General features: G+C 62.2%; 16 protein-coding genes, 1 other RNA gene and 1 pseudogene. 14 read left to right on the forward strand and 4 right to left on the reverse strand.

All coding sequences use genetic code 11. The annotated features are described in order from the left end of the window. Nucleotides 1-178: 178 nt before the first annotated feature. Nucleotides 179-1,567, reverse strand: a complete 1,389-nt coding sequence (gene purB / locus FFS45_RS23675; RefSeq protein WP_137957064.1) for an adenylosuccinate lyase — start codon at nucleotides 1,565-1,567, stop codon at nucleotides 179-181. A gap of 199 nt (nucleotides 1,568-1,766) precedes the next feature. Between purB and FFS45_RS23680 the strand changes: the two genes are divergently transcribed. The 5 genes and pseudogenes from FFS45_RS23680 to FFS45_RS23700 all read left to right on the forward strand — a co-directional run bounded on the left by FFS45_RS23680 (nucleotide 1,767) and on the right by FFS45_RS23700 (nucleotide 6,339). Further along, a complete protein-coding gene (locus FFS45_RS23680; RefSeq protein ID WP_137957065.1) occupies nucleotides 1,767-2,723 on the forward strand; it encodes a LysR family transcriptional regulator in 957 nt (318 codons plus the stop codon). A gap of 202 nt (nucleotides 2,724-2,925) precedes the next feature. Beyond that, nucleotides 2,926-4,230, forward strand: coding sequence for a Glu/Leu/Phe/Val dehydrogenase (locus tag FFS45_RS23685; protein ID WP_137957066.1), 1,305 nt, complete (start codon nucleotides 2,926-2,928; stop codon nucleotides 4,228-4,230). 320 nt (nucleotides 4,231-4,550) lie between these two features. Then, nucleotides 4,551-5,444 (forward strand): glutamate/aspartate ABC transporter substrate-binding protein, encoded by an 894-nt coding sequence (locus FFS45_RS23690; RefSeq protein ID WP_137957067.1) that lies wholly within the window; start codon nucleotides 4,551-4,553, stop codon nucleotides 5,442-5,444. Nucleotides 5,445-5,471: 27 nt separating this feature from the next. Beyond that, nucleotides 5,472-5,609, forward strand: a pseudogene (locus FFS45_RS23695) (amino acid ABC transporter permease); the annotation flags it as partial. A 4-nt stretch (nucleotides 5,610-5,613) separates the two neighbouring features. After that, nucleotides 5,614-6,339 (forward strand): amino acid ABC transporter ATP-binding protein, encoded by a 726-nt coding sequence (locus FFS45_RS23700; protein ID WP_137957068.1) that lies wholly within the window; start codon nucleotides 5,614-5,616, stop codon nucleotides 6,337-6,339. A gap of 139 nt (nucleotides 6,340-6,478) precedes the next feature. On the opposite strand, the gene FFS45_RS23705 is transcribed toward FFS45_RS23700, so the two are convergent. After that, the gene (locus FFS45_RS23705) at nucleotides 6,479-7,414 is read right to left on the reverse strand and encodes a class II glutamine amidotransferase (protein ID WP_137957069.1); all 936 of its coding nucleotides are present in this window, start codon (nucleotides 7,412-7,414) and stop codon (nucleotides 6,479-6,481) included. Nucleotides 7,415-7,599: 185 nt separating this feature from the next. On the opposite strand from FFS45_RS23705, the gene pyrC reads away from it, so the two are divergent. From pyrC to rnpB, 3 genes are all read left to right on the forward strand, one after another. Next, the gene (pyrC, locus tag FFS45_RS23710; protein WP_137957070.1) at nucleotides 7,600-8,661 is read left to right on the forward strand and encodes a dihydroorotase; all 1,062 of its coding nucleotides are present in this window, start codon (nucleotides 7,600-7,602) and stop codon (nucleotides 8,659-8,661) included. Between the two features lie 25 nt (nucleotides 8,662-8,686). After that, complete coding sequence (locus FFS45_RS23715; protein ID WP_137957071.1) at nucleotides 8,687-9,520, forward strand: DUF3025 domain-containing protein; 834 nt, start codon at nucleotides 8,687-8,689, stop codon at nucleotides 9,518-9,520. A 133-nt stretch (nucleotides 9,521-9,653) separates the two neighbouring features. Further along, an RNA gene (rnpB, locus tag FFS45_RS23720) (RNase P RNA component class A) lies at nucleotides 9,654-10,065 on the forward strand. A gap of 77 nt (nucleotides 10,066-10,142) precedes the next feature. On the opposite strand, the gene FFS45_RS23725 is transcribed toward rnpB, so the two are convergent. Next, nucleotides 10,143-10,565 (reverse strand): OsmC family protein, encoded by a 423-nt coding sequence (locus FFS45_RS23725; RefSeq protein WP_105509556.1) that lies wholly within the window; start codon nucleotides 10,563-10,565, stop codon nucleotides 10,143-10,145. A 604-nt stretch (nucleotides 10,566-11,169) separates the two neighbouring features. Between FFS45_RS23725 and rplM the strand changes: the two genes are divergently transcribed. The 3 genes from rplM to erpA all read left to right on the forward strand — a co-directional run bounded on the left by rplM (nucleotide 11,170) and on the right by erpA (nucleotide 12,603). After that, complete coding sequence (rplM, locus tag FFS45_RS23735) at nucleotides 11,170-11,598, forward strand: 50S ribosomal protein L13 (protein WP_007587440.1); 429 nt, start codon at nucleotides 11,170-11,172, stop codon at nucleotides 11,596-11,598. An 11-nt stretch (nucleotides 11,599-11,609) separates the two neighbouring features. Continuing rightward, a complete protein-coding gene (gene rpsI, locus FFS45_RS23740; RefSeq protein ID WP_137957073.1) occupies nucleotides 11,610-12,002 on the forward strand; it encodes a 30S ribosomal protein S9 in 393 nt (130 codons plus the stop codon). Between the two features lie 235 nt (nucleotides 12,003-12,237). Continuing rightward, nucleotides 12,238-12,603 carry an iron-sulfur cluster insertion protein ErpA gene (erpA, locus tag FFS45_RS23745; protein WP_117335900.1) on the forward strand — a complete coding sequence of 122 codons (366 nt, stop codon included), beginning with the start codon at nucleotides 12,238-12,240 and terminating at the stop codon, nucleotides 12,601-12,603. 132 nt (nucleotides 12,604-12,735) lie between these two features. Here erpA and FFS45_RS23750 read toward each other — a convergent pair whose 3' ends face one another. Further along, nucleotides 12,736-13,869, reverse strand: coding sequence for an anhydro-N-acetylmuramic acid kinase (locus FFS45_RS23750; protein WP_137957074.1), 1,134 nt, complete (start codon nucleotides 13,867-13,869; stop codon nucleotides 12,736-12,738). A gap of 177 nt (nucleotides 13,870-14,046) precedes the next feature. Here FFS45_RS23750 and tyrS point away from each other — a divergent pair, with 177 nt between their 5' ends. Genes tyrS through FFS45_RS23765 form a run of 3 tightly spaced genes read left to right on the forward strand, consistent with a single transcriptional unit; the run spans nucleotide 14,047 to nucleotide 16,493 of the window. Continuing rightward, complete coding sequence (gene tyrS, locus FFS45_RS23755) at nucleotides 14,047-15,294, forward strand: tyrosine--tRNA ligase (protein ID WP_137957075.1); 1,248 nt, start codon at nucleotides 14,047-14,049, stop codon at nucleotides 15,292-15,294. A gap of 46 nt (nucleotides 15,295-15,340) precedes the next feature. After that, nucleotides 15,341-15,802: a D-aminoacyl-tRNA deacylase gene (gene dtd, locus FFS45_RS23760; protein WP_137957076.1), complete on the forward strand. Its 462-nt coding sequence runs from the start codon at nucleotides 15,341-15,343 to the stop codon at nucleotides 15,800-15,802. Nucleotides 15,803-15,818: 16 nt separating this feature from the next. Further along, complete coding sequence (locus FFS45_RS23765; RefSeq protein WP_137957077.1) at nucleotides 15,819-16,493, forward strand: histidine phosphatase family protein; 675 nt, start codon at nucleotides 15,819-15,821, stop codon at nucleotides 16,491-16,493. The last annotated feature ends 44 nt before the right edge of the window (nucleotides 16,494-16,537 follow it).

A 16,537-nucleotide genomic window follows, 5' to 3' on the forward strand; every position in this document is an offset into this window, starting at 1 on the left:
GGAAATACCTGGGCGGGGCGGGGCGCAGCGAACAGGCCGCGCCGGAAACAAAAATGCCGTTCAGTTTTTGACTGAACGGCATTGACTCCCGGGCTAGTACCTCTGACGCCTGGGCTAACTGCAGCGGTGACGGCTCAGCTTAGGCAGTCCGCTTAGGCAATCCACTTAGGCAGTCCACTTAAGCAATCCGCTTCGCCAACTCAATCGCCTTACCAACATACGAAGCCGGCGTCATCGCCAGCAGACGCTCCTTCGCATCGGCAGGAATACTCAACCCGCCGATGAACGCCTGCAGCGCCTCGCGCGTAATGCCCTTGCCGCGCGTGAGTTCCTTCAATTGCTCATACGGATTCTCGATGCCATAGCGACGCATCACCGTTTGCACCGGCTCAGCCAGCACTTCCCAGCACTCGTCCAGGTCTTCGTTCAGACGGGCCGGGTTGACTTCGAGCTTGTCCAGACCGCGGATCAGCGCGTCGTACGCGAGCAGCGAATAACCGAACGCAACACCGATATTGCGCAGCACCGTCGAATCGGTCAGGTCACGTTGCCAGCGCGAGATCGGCAGCTTGTCGGCCAGATGGCGCAACGTCGCGTTCGCGAGACCCAGATTGCCTTCGGAGTTTTCGAAGTCGATCGGGTTGACCTTGTGCGGCATCGTCGACGAGCCGATTTCGCCGGCCTTCAGACGCTGCTTGAAATAGCCGAGCGAAATGTAGCCCCACACGTCGCGGTCCAGATCCAGCAGGATCGTGTTGGCACGCGACACCGCGTCGAACAGCTCGGCCATGTAGTCGTGCGGTTCGATCTGGATCGTGTACGGGTTGAACGTGAGCTTCAGGCGCTGCTCGACCACGTTGCGCGAGAACGCTTCCCAGTCGAAGTCAGGATAGGCGGACAGATGCGCGTTGAAGTTGCCCACTGCGCCATTCATCTTGCCAAGCAGTTCCACCTTTTCGATGCGCTCGATTGCCCGTGCGAGACGCGCCGCGACGTTGGCGATTTCCTTGCCGAGCGTGGTCGGGCTGGCGGGCTGGCCGTGCGTGCGCGAGAGCAGCGGCTGCTCGGCTTGCGCGTGCGCCAGTGCGACGAGGCGCGCATGCACCGAGCGCAGCGCCGGCACGATCACATGTTCGCGGGCGCCGGCCAGCATCAGGCCGTGCGAGGTGTTGTTGATGTCTTCCGAGGTGCAGGCGAAGTGGATGAATTCGCTTGCGCGTTCCAGTTCCGGCTGACCCTTCACCGATTCCTTGAGCCAGTATTCGACAGCCTTCACATCATGATTGGTGACGCGTTCGATTTCCTTGATGCGTGCGGCGTCGTGCGCGGTGAAGCGCTCGGCCAGTTGCAGCAGGAACTGTTCGGACGCTTCGGAGAAGCGCGGCACTTCGGCGAAGCCGGCGTGCGACAGTGCAATCAGCCAATGGATTTCGACCGTCACACGATGACGCATGAACGCGGCTTCCGAGAGCCAGTCACGCAGGGCTTCGGTTTTCGAGGCATAGCGGCCGTCGAGCGGGGAGAGCGCGGTCAGCGCGAACAGGGTATCGGGGCGGGTGTCGGACATGATGGAGGCGTGAGCGCTCGGTGAGCAGATCGAAAACGGGGGGAATCTCGAATTTTACCACTGGGCGGCGCCAGGCCCTGATTCCGCAGGGCGGACGGATGGACCGGTCCGGTCGGCTCCCGAAGCCTCGAACCTCGCGGCCCGGGCACCGCCCCGCTAGAATGCTGTCTTCTCCTCTCCTGCCGGCCGCACGCTCCGCATGGAACTGAAATGGCTCGAAGACTTCGTTTCGCTCGCGGAAACCCGCAGCTTTAGCCGCTCCGCGGAATTGCGGCACGTCACGCAGCCGGCTTTCTCGCGGCGGATCCAGGCGCTGGAAGCCTGGCTCGGCACGGAACTGATCGACCGCTCGGTTTATCCGACGCGCCTCACGGCGGCCGGCCAGGTGTTCTATGAGCAGGCGCTGGCGATGCTCTCGCAGTTCCATGAAGCGCGCACGCTGTTGCGCGGCCACACGGCGACGCCGGCCGCGACGATTGAGTTTGCGGTGCCGCACACGCTCTCGCTGACGTATTTTCCGCGCTGGCTGCAACGCATCGAGGCGCAGTTGGGGCCCGTGCATACCCGTCTGCGCGCGCTGAACGTGCATGACGCGGTGCTCTCGCTGGTGGAGGGCGGCTGCGATCTGGTGATGGGCTATCATCATCCGAGCCATCCGGTCGCGCTCGACCCGGCCCGCTACGACATGCTCACGCTCGGCCTCGAACCGATCAGCCCGTTCTCGGCGCCGGGCCGCTCCGGGCGGCCGCGCTACACCTTGCCGGGCGCGCCCGACGAGCCGGTGCCTTATCTCTCGTACACACCGAACGCCTATCTCGGCCGCATGACCGAGGTGATTATCGCCAATGCGCCGGCCCGCCTGTCGCTCGATCGTCTCTATGAAACGGACATGGCCGAGGGGCTCAAGGCGATGGCGCTGGCGGGCCACGGTATCGCTTTCCTGCCGCATAGCGCGGTTGAAGATGCGGTGGCCGACGGCAAGCTGATCCGTCTCGATCGCGCGGCGCGCGGCACGACCGAAGGGCAGTTCACGCTGACCATGGAGATCCGCCTGTATCGCGACAAGCTCGCGGCGCAGGGCGACGATCCGCGCCAGGTGCTGGTGCGCAAGCTCTGGGACACGGTTACTGGCGAGCTGGCCCAAGGCGCGGCGTAAGCCCGCCGCAAGCCCATTGCATACGCCATGCACGCCGAATCGCGCGGCGCGGGCCTGGCGCATTCTTGCGCCTTATGCGACAGCTTTTTGCAGAATTTTAACGTTATGCAAGAAAGACATAACGGGATGACCAAACGGCATTGGATTTCAAATTGGCCTTTTTCGACAATGGCGGCATTCGGTCAAAACGCTTGGAGCGTTCATGTCATCCCAACCGCAGTCCGCATCGTCGTTGCAATCCGTCCCGTCGTATCTGAATAGCGACAACCTCGGCCCTTGGGGCAATTACCTGCGTCAGGTCGATCGCGTCGCGCCGTATCTCGGTTCGCTGTCGCGCTGGCTCGAAACCCTCAAGCGCCCGAAGCGCATCCTCGTGGTCGACGTGCCTATCGAACTCGATAACGGCACGGTGGCTCACTTCGAAGGCTATCGCGTGCAGCACAACGTGTCGCGTGGTCCGGGCAAGGGTGGCGTGCGTTACCACCAGGACGTGACGCTGTCGGAAGTGATGGCGCTGTCCGCATGGATGTCGGTCAAGAACGCAGCCGTGAACGTGCCTTACGGTGGCGCCAAGGGCGGTATCCGCGTCGATCCGCGCACCCTCTCGCGTGGTGAGCTCGAGCGCGTCACGCGCCGCTACACCAGCGAAATCGGCATCATCATCGGACCGAACACCGACATCCCCGCGCCGGACGTGAACACGAACGAGCAGATCATGGCGTGGATGATGGACACGTACTCGATGAACCAGGGCCAAACGGCTACGGGCGTGGTGACCGGCAAGCCGATCACGCTCGGCGGCTCGCTCGGCCGTCGCGAAGCAACCGGCCGCGGCGTGTTCGTGGTGGCATCGGAAGCGGCGCGCCGCATCGGTGTCGACATCGAAGGCGCACGCATCGCCGTGCAAGGTTTCGGTAACGTGGGCGGCATTGCGGCACGCCTGTTCCAGGAAGCCGGTTCGAAGCTCGTCGCGGTGCAGGACCACACGGGCACGATCCACAAGTCGACGGGTATCGACGCGGTTGCACTGCTCGACCACGTGGCCAAGCACGGCGGCGTGGGTGGCTTCCCGGAAGCGGACGCGATTGCGAGCGAAGATTTCTGGACCGTCGAATCGGACATCCTGATTCCGGCCGCGCTGGAAAACCAGATCACCGAAAAGAACGCCAGCAAGATCAAGACGAAGATTGTGGTTGAAGGCGCAAACGGCCCGACCACGACGGCCGCGGATGACATCCTGCACGACAAGGGCATCCTCGTGATCCCGGACGTGGTGGCGAATGCCGGCGGCGTGACCGTGTCGTACTTCGAATGGGTGCAGGACTTCTCGAGCTTCTTCTGGACCGAAGACGAGATCAACCAGCGTCTTGAGCGCGTGATGCGCGAAGCGTTTGCCGCGGTGTGGCAAGTGTCGAGCGAACAGAAGGTTTCGGTGCGCACGGCGGCGTTTATCGTGGCTTGCAAGCGCATCCTCGAAGCGCGCGAGCTGCGCGGCCTGTATCCGTGATCGTCTAGTTTCGGTTTCCCCTCAGGTTCCCTTTAGTTTCCCTTGTAGCTAACGCGGTTCACAGGACTGCGGATCTTGTCGGCGGGCGGCATCGCAAAGATGCCGCCCGTTTTTTTATTCGTGCATTGGCCCCGGGTATGGACATAGATGCGAGACATAGATGCGCGTGAAGGGCTTGGCAAGGTACCCTGTCAGCAGTTGTGCAGCAGTGAAATTTTCAATTCAATTACGGTACCGGGCAGGTACGGGTTCTTTGCCGAGCTTTGCATGGGAGCAGAGTAAGCGCTAAAGCGCCAACTGCGGTCGACAGGAGATCATCAATGAAGGTCAGGAAAGCTGCGCTGCTGGTTGCGATGCTAGGAATGTTCGCAGTTGGCGCGCATGCGCAGGAAACCGGTACGCTGAAAAAAATCAAGGATACGGGCGCTATTTCCCTTGGCTATCGCGAATCATCGATCCCATTTTCGTACTACGACGACCAGCAGAACGTCATTGGTTACTCGCATGAGTTCATGATGAACATCGTGGCCGCGGTCAGGCAGAAGCTCGGTATGCCTGAGCTGAACGTCAGGCTGACCCCGGTCACACCGCAAAACCGTATTCCGCTGGTGCAGAACGGCACCGTCGACCTCGAATGCGGTTCGACCACCAACAACACCGAACGTGAGCAGCAGGTCGCGTTTTCGAACACGATCTTCGTGATTGGGACCCGCCTGATGACCAGGAGAGATTCGGGCATCAAGGACTGGCCCAACCTCAAGGGCAAGACAGTGGTGACGACGGCCGGCACGACCTCGGAGCGTCTCCTGCGCAAGATGAACCAGGAGAAGGGCATGGGCATGAATATCATCAGCGCGAAGGACCACGAGGAGGCGTTCGAGACGCTCGCCAAGGGCCGCGCCTCCGCGTTCATGATGGACGATGCGCTGCTCGCGGGCGAGCGTGCGAAATCGAGCAATCAGGGCGAATTCGTGATCGTCGGAGCGCCACAGTCGCGTGAGGCGTACGGTTGCATGATGCGCAAGAACGATCCTGAGTTCAAAAAAGTGGTTGACGGTGCAATCGCGACGGTCGAAACCTCGGGTGAGGCTGACCAGATCTACAAGAAGTGGTTCGAGTCGCCGATTCCCCCCAAAGGCCTGAACCTGAACTTTCCGGAAAACGACGAGATCAGGGCGCTCTTCAAAAACCCGAACGACAAGCCCATTGACTAGCCGGAAGCCGTGCCCGGTAAGCCCCGCGCCGGTTTCTTCCGCGCTGCCGCTAATATTGGCGACCGTGACGGCACGGACATCGAAATGGTACTGTTCGTGGGCGCGTGTTATTTCGCGGTCTGCGTGATCGCGTCAAGCTTCGTCAAAGGTCTTCAGAAAAGGTAGCAAGATGATTTCGATCAAGAACGTTTCGAAGTGGTACGGCCAGTTCCAGGTACTGACCGACTGCTCGACGGAAGTCAAAAAGGGTGAAGTGGTGGTGGTGTGCGGCCCGTCCGGCTCGGGCAAGTCCACGCTCATCAAGACGGTCAACGGCCTCGAGCCGTTCCAGAAAGGCGAGATCACCATTGATGGACAATCGGTTGGCGACAAGAAAACCAATCTGTCGAAGCTGCGTGCGAAAGTCGGCATGGTGTTCCAGCATTTCGAACTGTTCCCGCATCTGTCGATCACGGAAAACCTGACCCTTGCGCAGATCAAGGTGCTGGGCCGTTCGAAGGACGAAGCAGCGGAAAAGGCGCTCAAGCTGCTGGACCGCGTCGGACTGCGTGCGCATGCGGACAAGTTCCCCGGCCAGTTGTCCGGTGGTCAGCAGCAGCGCGTGGCGATTGCCCGCGCGCTTTCCATGGACCCGATCGCCATGCTGTTCGACGAACCGACCTCGGCGCTTGATCCGGAGATGATCAACGAAGTGCTCGACGTGATGGTCGAACTGGCACAGGAAGGCATGACCATGATGTGCGTGACGCACGAAATGGGTTTTGCCAGGAAAGTCGCGCACCGCGTGATCTTCATGGACAAGGGCTTGATCGTCGAAGACGACCGCAAGGAAGATTTCTTTGCCAATCCGAAGTCGGATCGGGCCAAGGATTTTCTGGCGAAGATCCTGCACTGAGCAAGGCTCGGGTGCTGCCGGGCCGGGCGCGTAGGACAAGAAAGAAAAAGCCGCTCCGTGAGCGGCTTTTCCATATCAGGCAAGTACTTGCCAATCGCGTGCGTTGCACGCGCAGGTCAGTCAGGCAGTCGGGACTCAGTCAGGACTCAAACGCTGCGGCGTCATCTGCCGCTTCTACGTCGAGCGTGACCGGCTCAAGCACCGGCGTGGGATGAATGGACGCCGTCACAGCGGATGCCGAGGCCGACGCGTCCAGGGCCGGGTTACGCAGCTTATCGAGCACGCACGGCGGCACCGGCACATTCACGCGGCCGACCACTTCGCCGTGCTGGAACATCAGCAGGTCGCCGGGTTTGAACGCGGTCCACACTTCGTTATCGGTCAGCGGCTGGGTGGCGATGACAGCGACGCGGTCTTCTGGCGTGGTGTACTTGGCGAAATCGATCGACACGTCCGCGTCGACCAGATGCGCCGTCGAGAACGGCCAGCGGCGCACGATGTAGTGCAGGTTGGTCGAACAATGCGCAAACAGCGCCTGGCCGTTTGACATCAAAAAGTTGAACACGCCGAACTGGGTGATCTCGCGCGTGAGCGTGCCGAGCACCGCAAACAGTTCGTCGAGAGGCGGCTGCGTGGTGGGGAAGGCCTTACGCAGACCTTGCAGCAACGCGCAGAACGCGAGTTCGCTATCGGTGGTGCCGACCGGCTGGTAGACGCCGGTCAGAAACGGTGAATAGTTTTTCAGGTCGCCATTGTGCGCAAAGATCCAGTGCCGGCCCCACAGCTCGCGCATGAACGGATGGCAGTTTTCCAGCTGGATGTGCCCTTGCGTCGCCTTGCGAATGTGCGCAATGGTGTTTTTCGACTTGATCGGGTAGCGCTTGACCATCTCGGCGATCGGCGAGGTGGCCGACGATTGATGGTCGATGAAGAGGCGGCAAGCTTTGTCTTCGAAGAAGGCGATCCCCCAGCCGTCGGCGTGGTGATCGGTGACGCCGCCGCGCGCCGCAAAGCCGGTGAACGAGAACGTGACGTCCGTCGGCGCGGCGCAGTTCATTCCGAGAAGTTGGCACATGATGCTGAAGCGGAGCGTTTTAACGGCCGGCCCGTCTGGGCGCAAGCCGTTACAATGATGATTTCCAAGCATATCACCGAGCCAGGCGCGTCAAATAGCTAAATTGACCTATGTATATGCCGCAACGTTGCGGTTTGTCCACGTCAATGCTGCTGCCGCGGCGCCGGGTTGGTCAACTTCACGCCATGACTGCCTCCACTGCTTCTCTCGATTCCCTGACGCTCGCCCGCCCCGACGACTGGCATTTGCACGTGCGCGACGGCGCGATGCTGGCTGCGGTCCTGCCGCACACCGCGCGCCAGTTCGGCCGCGCGATCATCATGCCGAACCTGAAGCCGCCGGTCACCACCACGGCAATGGCGCAGGCTTACCGCGAGCGTATCGTGGCCGCGATTCCGGCCGGCGTGAAGTTCGAGCCGCTGATGACGCTGTACCTCACCGACAACACGCCGCCCGACGAAATCCGCCGGGCGCGTGAAAGCGGCTTCGTGCATGGGGTGAAGCTGTATCCGGCGGGCGCCACGACCAATTCGGACGCGGGCGTCACCGACATCATGAAGTGCGCGAAGACGCTTGAAGTCATGCAGGAGACCGGCATGCCGCTGCTCGTGCATGGCGAGGTGACGGATGCCGCGATCGACCTGTTCGACCGCGAGAAAGTGTTTATCGACCGTGTGATGACGCCGCTGCGCCGCGCGTTCCCGGCGCTGAAGGTGGTGTTCGAACACATCACGACCAAAGACGCGGTGGACTATATCCGCGAAGCCGGCGTGGCGCCGGGGCTGCTGGGTGCGACGATCACCGCGCACCATCTGCTGTACAACCGCAATGCGATCTTCCAGGGCGGCATTCGTCCGCACTACTACTGCCTGCCTGTGCTCAAGCGCGAAACGCATCGCGTGGCGCTGGTCGAGGCGGCAACCTCGGGTAATCCGCGCTTCTTCCTCGGCACGGATAGCGCGCCGCATCCAAAGGGGCTGAAGGAGCATGCCTGCGGCTGCGCCGGCTGCTACACGGCGCTGCATGCGCTTGAGCTGTACGCGGAAGCGTTCGATCACGCCGGCGCGCTCGACAAGCTCGAAGGCTTCGCGAGCTTCTTCGGCGCGGATTTCTACGGTCTGCCGCGCGCCAGTGAGCAGGTGACGCTGCGCCGCGAGCAATGGACTTTGCCGGCGGAACTACCGGTCGGCGATACGCCGGTCGTGCCGTTGCGCGGCGGCGAGACGATCGGCTGGCGGCTGGTCTGAGGCCGGGGCAGGGGCGGAGAGGCGGGTGAGGGCGCAGGACGCGGCACGCAAGCCAGGCGGTTTTGCTGATATCGACTGGTCGCAGCCGTGGTTTGCCCAGTTCGCCGCGCGCGGCGAACGCTGGCAACAGGCTGCACTGACGAGCTACGCCGCGCTGCTTGCTGAAATGAATGCCGATGCGCAGCAGTCCTGTCAGATCACGGGCCGTGGACAGCGGCTCGCGTTCATCGCTCAGGACGATTTGCCGGAAGGCGCCGCCTATGAGGCGCACATTGCGGCTACTGGCTGTGTGCCGACCCGTCATAACCTGCACGACTTCTTCAACGCATCGGTCTGGTTCGCGTTCCCGCGCATCAAGGCGGCGCTGAATACGCGGCAGTCCGCGGCCATCGACACCTTGGGCGTCGGCCCGACGCGTGGCGGCGTGCGCGACGCGCTGACCCTGTTCGACGAGAATGCGCTGCTCTTCGCCTGCGCCGACCCAGCGCTCAGCAATGCATTGCGAGGCTTTGACTGGCCAACGTTGCTGATCGCCAATCGTGCGGCGTGGGGCGCACGTTGCGAGGTGCGCTGCTTCGGCCATGCGCTGCTGGAAAAGCTGATCTCGCCATATAAGGCGTGCACCGGCCATACGTGGATGGTCGACGTACCTCCTGAATACTTCTCATGGCCCACGGAGGTGCGCGATGCGTGGCTTGACAAAGCGGTCAGCGCTGAGCTTTTGTCCACGGAGCAATTGACTGGCCGCGTGTTCGCGCCGCTTCCGGTACTGGGCATTCCAGGCTGGTGGCCCGAAAACGAAGCGCCATCGTTCTACGACGACCCTGCTGTGTTTCGCGCGGGACGCCGCACGCGTTAGACCGCAAGCAGTATTCGGCAACCCTGGGGCGCGTGGCGCGAAACGTGCGCGCTTCCACGGGCCGAGGCGCAGCATGGCTATTTCATCGCCGCCCACGGCCCGTTGGACCGGTAGTGTTAAAATCGCCGCCAGCAAAGTAGGTCAGGCAGTCGCGGCCTCTGCGGCTTCGGTCAAAGAGGGCGAGGAAAGTCCGGACTCCATAGGGCAGGGTGATGGCTAACGGCCATCCGTGGCAACACGCGGAACAGGGCAACAGAAAGCAAACCGCCGATGGCCCGGCGCAAGCCGGGATCAGGTAAGGGTGAAACGGTGCGGTAAGAGCGCACCGCGGCTGCTGTGAGGCAGACCGGCACGGTAACCTCCACCCGGAGCAATTCCAAGTAGGCAGGCTAGCATCTTCGAGATGCAGGATGGGGCCCCCGTCACGTCTGCGGGTAGGAAGCTTGAGCGCGTCAGCAATGGCGCGCCTAGAGGAATGGCTGCCACGCGCGCGGCGCTTCGGCGCGGCGTGTGCACAGAATCCGGCTTATCGGCCTGCTTTGCCGCTGAACAGAAAAATGCCGGCATCCGTGAGGATGCCGGCATTTCCTTTTGGTACCGCAGTTCCATGCCGCCGGGCGGCTTAGCCCGCGACGATATCGAACGAGTGCGTCAGTTCGGCGGTCTTGGCGATCATGATGGACGCCGAGCAGTATTTGTCGTGCGAAAGGTTGATCGCCCGTTCGACCGTGGCCGGATTCAGGTTCTTGCCGGTCACGGTGAAATGGAAGTGGATCTTCGTGAACACTTTCGGATCTTCGCTGGCCCGTTCGGCCTTCAGCGTCACCGAGCAGCCGGCGATTTCCTGACGGCTCTTCTTCAGGATCATCACCACGTCGTACGCGGTGCAGCCGCCGGTGCCGAGCAGCACCATTTCCATCGGCCGCGGGGCCAGATTGCGGCCGCCGCCTTCCGGTGCGCCGTCCATGGCGACAAGATGGCCGCTACCCGTTTCGGCGGCGAACGCCATGCCGTCCTGCCCCATCCAGCTTACTTTGCATTCCATGCCTATACCCCAGCTCGCATTGCCTTGTATTCGAGATGGCATTGTAGCCCGATGCCTGCGTGTTCGCCCGAGGGCACTCCGGCGCGCCGTTATGCTCGTTGATGCCTTGCGTGTTGCGGTGCGGCATGGTTTGGCGGTGCGGGATTGCCCTGATGTAGTTAGGGGTTTTACTCTAGTTTTTTGATGAAAAAAGCGCGGTGCTCCGCGTCTATATCATTGATTTGTATTGAGTTTTCGAAAGATTTTTGTTGGTTGCGGAGATTTCATATTGTGGTGTTGCATTTCGTAATGCAAATATTCTTGCGTCGCACAAGGTCGGCTCATATAATCGGTTCCATTGGTTGTCGCAGTTCGGCAACCTCCGCATGTCTCCTCCACCCTCCTCCATTGGTGGATTAAACCCGAACCGCTCGTTCGGGTTTTTTTTCGCCCGCTCTCGCCGGTTGTCTCAGGCTTTGACTTGGGACGGGAATTTCCTCTATAATTCAAGGCTTTTCCGCATTCGTGCCCGCGGAGGAAGAACAGGGAGAGCCTGCACGCGCCTCGATGCGCACATTACAAGCAGGAAAAAACACAGGGCGCAGCAATTATTTTTGGATCGATCATGAAGACGTTTTCCGCAAAAGCCCATGAGGTTACGCGTGAATGGTACGTGATTGACGCGACGGATAAGGTTCTCGGGCGTGTCGCCAGCGAAGTGGCACACCGTCTTCGCGGCAAGCACAAGCCTGAATTCACTCCGCACGTCGACACCGGTGATTTCATCATCGTTATCAACGCCGGCAAGCTGAAGGTCACGGGTAACAAGACCACGGACAAGAAGTACTATCGCCACTCGGGCTACCCGGGCGGTATCTATGAAACGACGTTCGGCAAGATGCAAGAACGCTTCCCGGGCCGTGCGCTCGAGAAGGCGGTCAAGGGCATGCTGCCGAAGGGCCCGCTCGGCTACGCGATGATCAAGAAGCTGAAGGTCTACGCTGAAGCAACGCATCCGCATTCGGCACAACAGCCGAAAGCGCTCGAGATCTAAGGGGAGCCCACATGATCGGTAACTGGAACTATGGCACGGGCCGCCGCAAGAGCGCCGTCGCACGCGTCTTCATCAAGGCAGGCAAGGGCGATATCGTTGTGAACGGCAAGCCCATCGCCGATTACTTCTCGCGCGAAACGTCGCTGATGATCGTGCGTCAGCCGCTGGAACTCACGAACCACGCAGCCACGTTCGACATCAAGGTCAACGTGTCGGGTGGCGGTGAAACGGGTCAAGCCGGTGCGGTTCGCCACGGCATCACCCGCGCGCTGATGGACTACGACGCAACGCTGAAGCCGGAACTGTCGAAGGCCGGTTTCGTCACGCGTGATGCTCGTGAAGTCGAACGTAAGAAGGTCGGCTTCCACAAGGCACGCCGCAGGAAGCAATTCTCGAAGCGTTAATCGCTTCGGCGCGCCCTGGTTTTTGGACCGGGCCGCTGCAAAAGCCGCCGGCGCGTATGCGTTGGCGGCTTTTTTCATATTGGCGCGTGGCGCCGGCTTGTACCTGAAGGCAGCGCTGTGTCGGCCGCCTTGGCGTGGCGTCTTTGCTGAAGAGAACCCATTGATTTTGTGGGCTTCGGCACGATATTCAGATCGGCCCTACAATAGCGGCTAGAAGCTTTTTTGGAGAGTTCGAATGAACGCAGTCACCGACACCCCCGTGACCGAGATGCCTAGCCCCTTCGTTTTTACCGACGCAGCGGCTGACAAGGTCAAGCAGCTGATCGACGAAGAAGGCAACCCGGAGCTGAAACTGCGCGTATTCGTGCAGGGTGGCGGCTGCTCGGGCTTTCAATACGGTTTTACGTTTGACGAAGCCATCAACGAAGACGACACCGTGATGAACAAGAGCGGCGTCCAGTTGCTGATCGATTCGATGAGCTACCAGTACCTGGTTGGCGCGGAGATCGACTATAAGGACGACATCAACGGCGCCCAGTTCGTCATCAAGAACCCGAACGCCACCACCACCTGCGGTTGCGGCTCGTCGTTCTCGGTCTAAGCGGTCGAAGAAGTCTCGACCAGTGGTCGTATGCGAAAACGGGGCTTTGGCCCCGTTTTTCTTTGATACCTCCCGTTCTGCTGCATGAGTTCGCTTCGCTCCACCGCGTCCCGCTGAGCCCTCCAGCGCCTCTTAGCGCGGATAGATCGCACCTAGCACGCGCTCGCCGGCGGCGCCTGTGACGCTCGCCAGATTGCCCGGTTCGCGTGCCACGCAGCGCATCGCCAGCCAGGCAAACGCCAGCGGTTCCACCTGGTGGGGCGGCACGCCGAGCGCCTCGGTGGTCAGCACCGGAACGCCGCTCACGCCGCTGTCCTCGAGCGCCGCCTGGATGGCTGCCATCAATACCGGATTGCGCGCCCCGCCACCGCAGACGTAGACCGCGCGGACATCCGACGCATGCCGCTCGATCTCCCGTGCGACCGTGATAGCCGTCAGGGCGACGAGCGTCGCCTGCACATCGGCGGGCGCCACGCCAGGGAACGCCTGCAATCGGGCGTCGAGCCAGGCGGGATTGAACAGGTCACGGCCAGTGCTCTTTGGCGGCTGTTCTACAAAGAACGGTTCGTCCAGCAGTGCGTGCAGCAAGGGCCGATTGACCTGACCGCCCGCTGCAAAGTGTCCGTTCTCGTCATAGGGCTTGCCGAGGTGCCGGTGCGCCCACTCGTCGAGTAGCGCGTTGGCCGGCCCGCAATCGAAGCCGCGCACGCTGCCCGCGGCATTGAGAATCGTGATGTTGCTGATCCCGCCCAGGTTGCATACCACGCGCGTTTCTCCGGGCGCGCCGAACACCGTGGCGTGAAACGCCGGTACCAGAGGAGCGCCCTGGCCGCCCGCGGCGACGTCGCGGCTGCGGAAATCCGCGATGACGTCGATGTGGGCCATTTCCGCCAGCAGCGCCGGGTTGTTGATCTGGCGCGTGTATCCCTTCTCGGGACGGTGCCGTACGGTCTGGCCGTGCACGCCGATCGCCCGGACCTCGCCCGCGGACAGGTTGCCGGCGCGCAGCAGCTCGTGGCAGCACACCGTGTAGCGCGTGGCGAGCGCATTGGCGGCCAGCGCTTCGCGCTCGATCTCGTTCTCGCCGGGGTGCTGCAAGCCGAACAGCGCCTCACGCAGCCCTTGCGCGAAGCCGACAAAGGCCTCCGCGAGTACGACTGGCGGCTTACCCTTGGCAAACTCGACGGCGACGCCGTCTACGCCGTCCATGCTCGTGCCCGACATCAATCCCAGATAGACGCCGTCTGCCGTACTGTCTTGCGCCACGTTGCTGCTCCTGTCAGTCGTTCGCTGTGAACCGTGTTGGCAGATTAGCAGCGCAGCGGCGGACGAGGTAGCCCCGCAGGCATGATTAAACACGGCGGCGGCTCTCCGCAGCCATCGGCGGACGCGGCGGCGCGCATCTATGGGACAATCTCTGTTTTTGCGACCTCCCGTTCCAGCATGAGCACCGAGCCCACCTCCAAGCCCAGTCCCGCCTTCCCGATCACCGACGAAGTCCGTCACGCGCTCGCCGTCACCAAGCGCGGCGTCGACGAACTGCTGATCGAGGAAGAATTCGCACAGAAGCTCGCGAAGAGCGCGGCCACCGGCACGCCGCTGCGTATCAAGCTCGGTCTCGACCCGACGGCGCCCGACATTCACATCGGCCATACCGTCGTGCTGAACAAGATGCGCCAGTTGCAGGACCTCGGTCATACGGTGATCTTCCTGATCGGCGATTTCACCTCGCTGATCGGCGATCCGTCGGGCCGCAACGCGACCCGTCCGCCGCTCACCCGCGAGCAGATCGAGTCGAACGCCAAGACCTACTTCGAACAGGCCGCGCTGGTGCTGGATCGCGAGAAGACCGAGATCCGCTACAACAGCGAATGGTCGATGCCGCTCGGCGCAGACGGCATGATCAAGCTGGCCTCGCGCTACACGGTGGCGCGCATTCTCGAGCGCGAAGACTTCACCAAGCGCTATCAAGGCGGCCAGCCGATCTCGATTCACGAATTCCTGTATCCGTTGATGCAGGGTTACGACTCGGTTGCGCTCAATGCCGATCTCGAGCTCGGCGGCACCGACCAGAAATTCAACCTGCTGGTGGGCCGCGAGTTGCAAAAGCAGTATGGCCAGGAACAGCAGTGCATCTTGACCATGCCGTTGCTCGAGGGGCTGGACGGCGTCGAGAAGATGTCGAAGTCCAAGAACAACTACATCGGTATCAGCGAAAAGCCGAACGATATGTTCGGCAAGCTGATGAGCATCTCCGATGACCTCATGTGGCGTTACTTCGAACTGCTGTCGTTCCGCCCGATGGACGAGATCGCCGGCTATAAGAAAGAAATCGAGGCGGGGCGCAATCCACGCGATTTCAAGGTGATGCTCGGACAGGAAATCGTCGCGCGCTTCCATTCGCCGGCTGACGCCGAGCGGGCGCTCGAAGACTTCAACCACCGCGCGAAGGGCGGCGTGCCGGACGATATTCCGGCGGTGACGCTGGCGGGTGCACCGCTCGCGATCGGTCAGTTGCTCAAGCAGGCAAACCTGGTGCCGTCGACCAGCGAGGCGCTGCGCAATATCGAGCAGGGCGGCGTGAAGATCGACGGCGCGACCGTGTCGGATAAGGGGCTGAAGGTCGAAGCCGGCGAGTATGTCGTGCAGGTCGGCAAGCGCCGCTTCGCACGCGTGACCTTGACGGCCTGATGGGCCGCGGCATGTGTCTCGGGCCTGGTCTGCCGGAGCGCCGCGCATGATCGCGCTGATCCAGCGGGTCAGGCGCGCGGAAGTGCGCGTCGGCGAGCGTGTCACCGGCGCCATCGAAGCGGGACTGCTGGCGCTGGTGTGTGCCGAGCGTGGCGACACCGAAGCGGCGGCCGACCGGCTGCTCGCCAAGGTGCTGGGCTACCGGGTGTTCAGCGATGCGGCCGGCAAGATGAATCTGTCCGTGCAGAACATCGACGGAGCTGGGCGTGCCGGCGGTCTGCTGCTGGTGTCGCAATTCACGCTGGCTGCCGATACCAACAGCGGCCTGCGCCCGAGCTTCACGCCGGCGGCGCCGCCCGATGAGGGCAAGCGCCTGTTCGACTACTTCGTCGCCGCGGCCCGTGCGAAGCATCCGATTGTCGAAACGGGCGAATTCGGAGCGGATATGCAGGTCTCGCTTGTCAACGACGGGCCTGTGACGTTCTGGCTACAGACCCAGGCTTCCTGAAGCTCACTCCCTCCTTATGTCCACACAGATTCTTTTCATCCGGCACGGCGAGACCGACTGGAACCGCATCAAGCGCATTCAGGGGCACATCGACATTCCGCTCGCCGCAAGCGGCCTCGAGCAGGCCGGACGTCTGGCACGCCGGCTCGCGGACGAGGCCCAGCAGGGTGGCCGGATCGACGCAATCTATTCGAGCGACCTGCAGCGCGCTCAGCAGACCGCCCAGCCGATTGCCGATGCGCTCGGCCTGCCGTTGACTCTGCGCGAAAGCTTGCGCGAGCGCTCGTACGGCGCGTTCCAGGGCTATGACCGCGACGAGATCGCGGAGCGCTACCCCGACGAGTACGACCACTGGCAAACACGTGACGCCGGTTTCGCGCCGCCGGAAGGCGAGTCGATGCGGGCCTTTTACCGTCGCGTCATGGATGCGATTGCGCCGATCGTCTCGGCACACCGTGGCGGGCGAGTGGCGTGCGTCGCGCATGGCGGCGTGCTCGACTGTGTGTACCGCTTTGCACGCGATCTCTCATTGGAAGTGCCGCGTGACTATGCGTTGCTCAATACGAGCGTCAACGTGGTGGAGTTCGATGGCGGTGGCAAGGCCACGGTGAAGTCGTGGGCCGATGTCTCGCATCTGGACGCGCCGAGCGAGGACGACACGCTGCGCAGGATCGTCACGCCCGGGCTTTGAACGACGGAGCCGGCCTGACTGACAAACGCACGGCCGCCGGGCTC

The organism is Burkholderia sp. 4M9327F10, assembly GCF_005503145.1.
Taxonomy (GTDB): domain Bacteria; phylum Pseudomonadota; class Gammaproteobacteria; order Burkholderiales; family Burkholderiaceae; genus Paraburkholderia.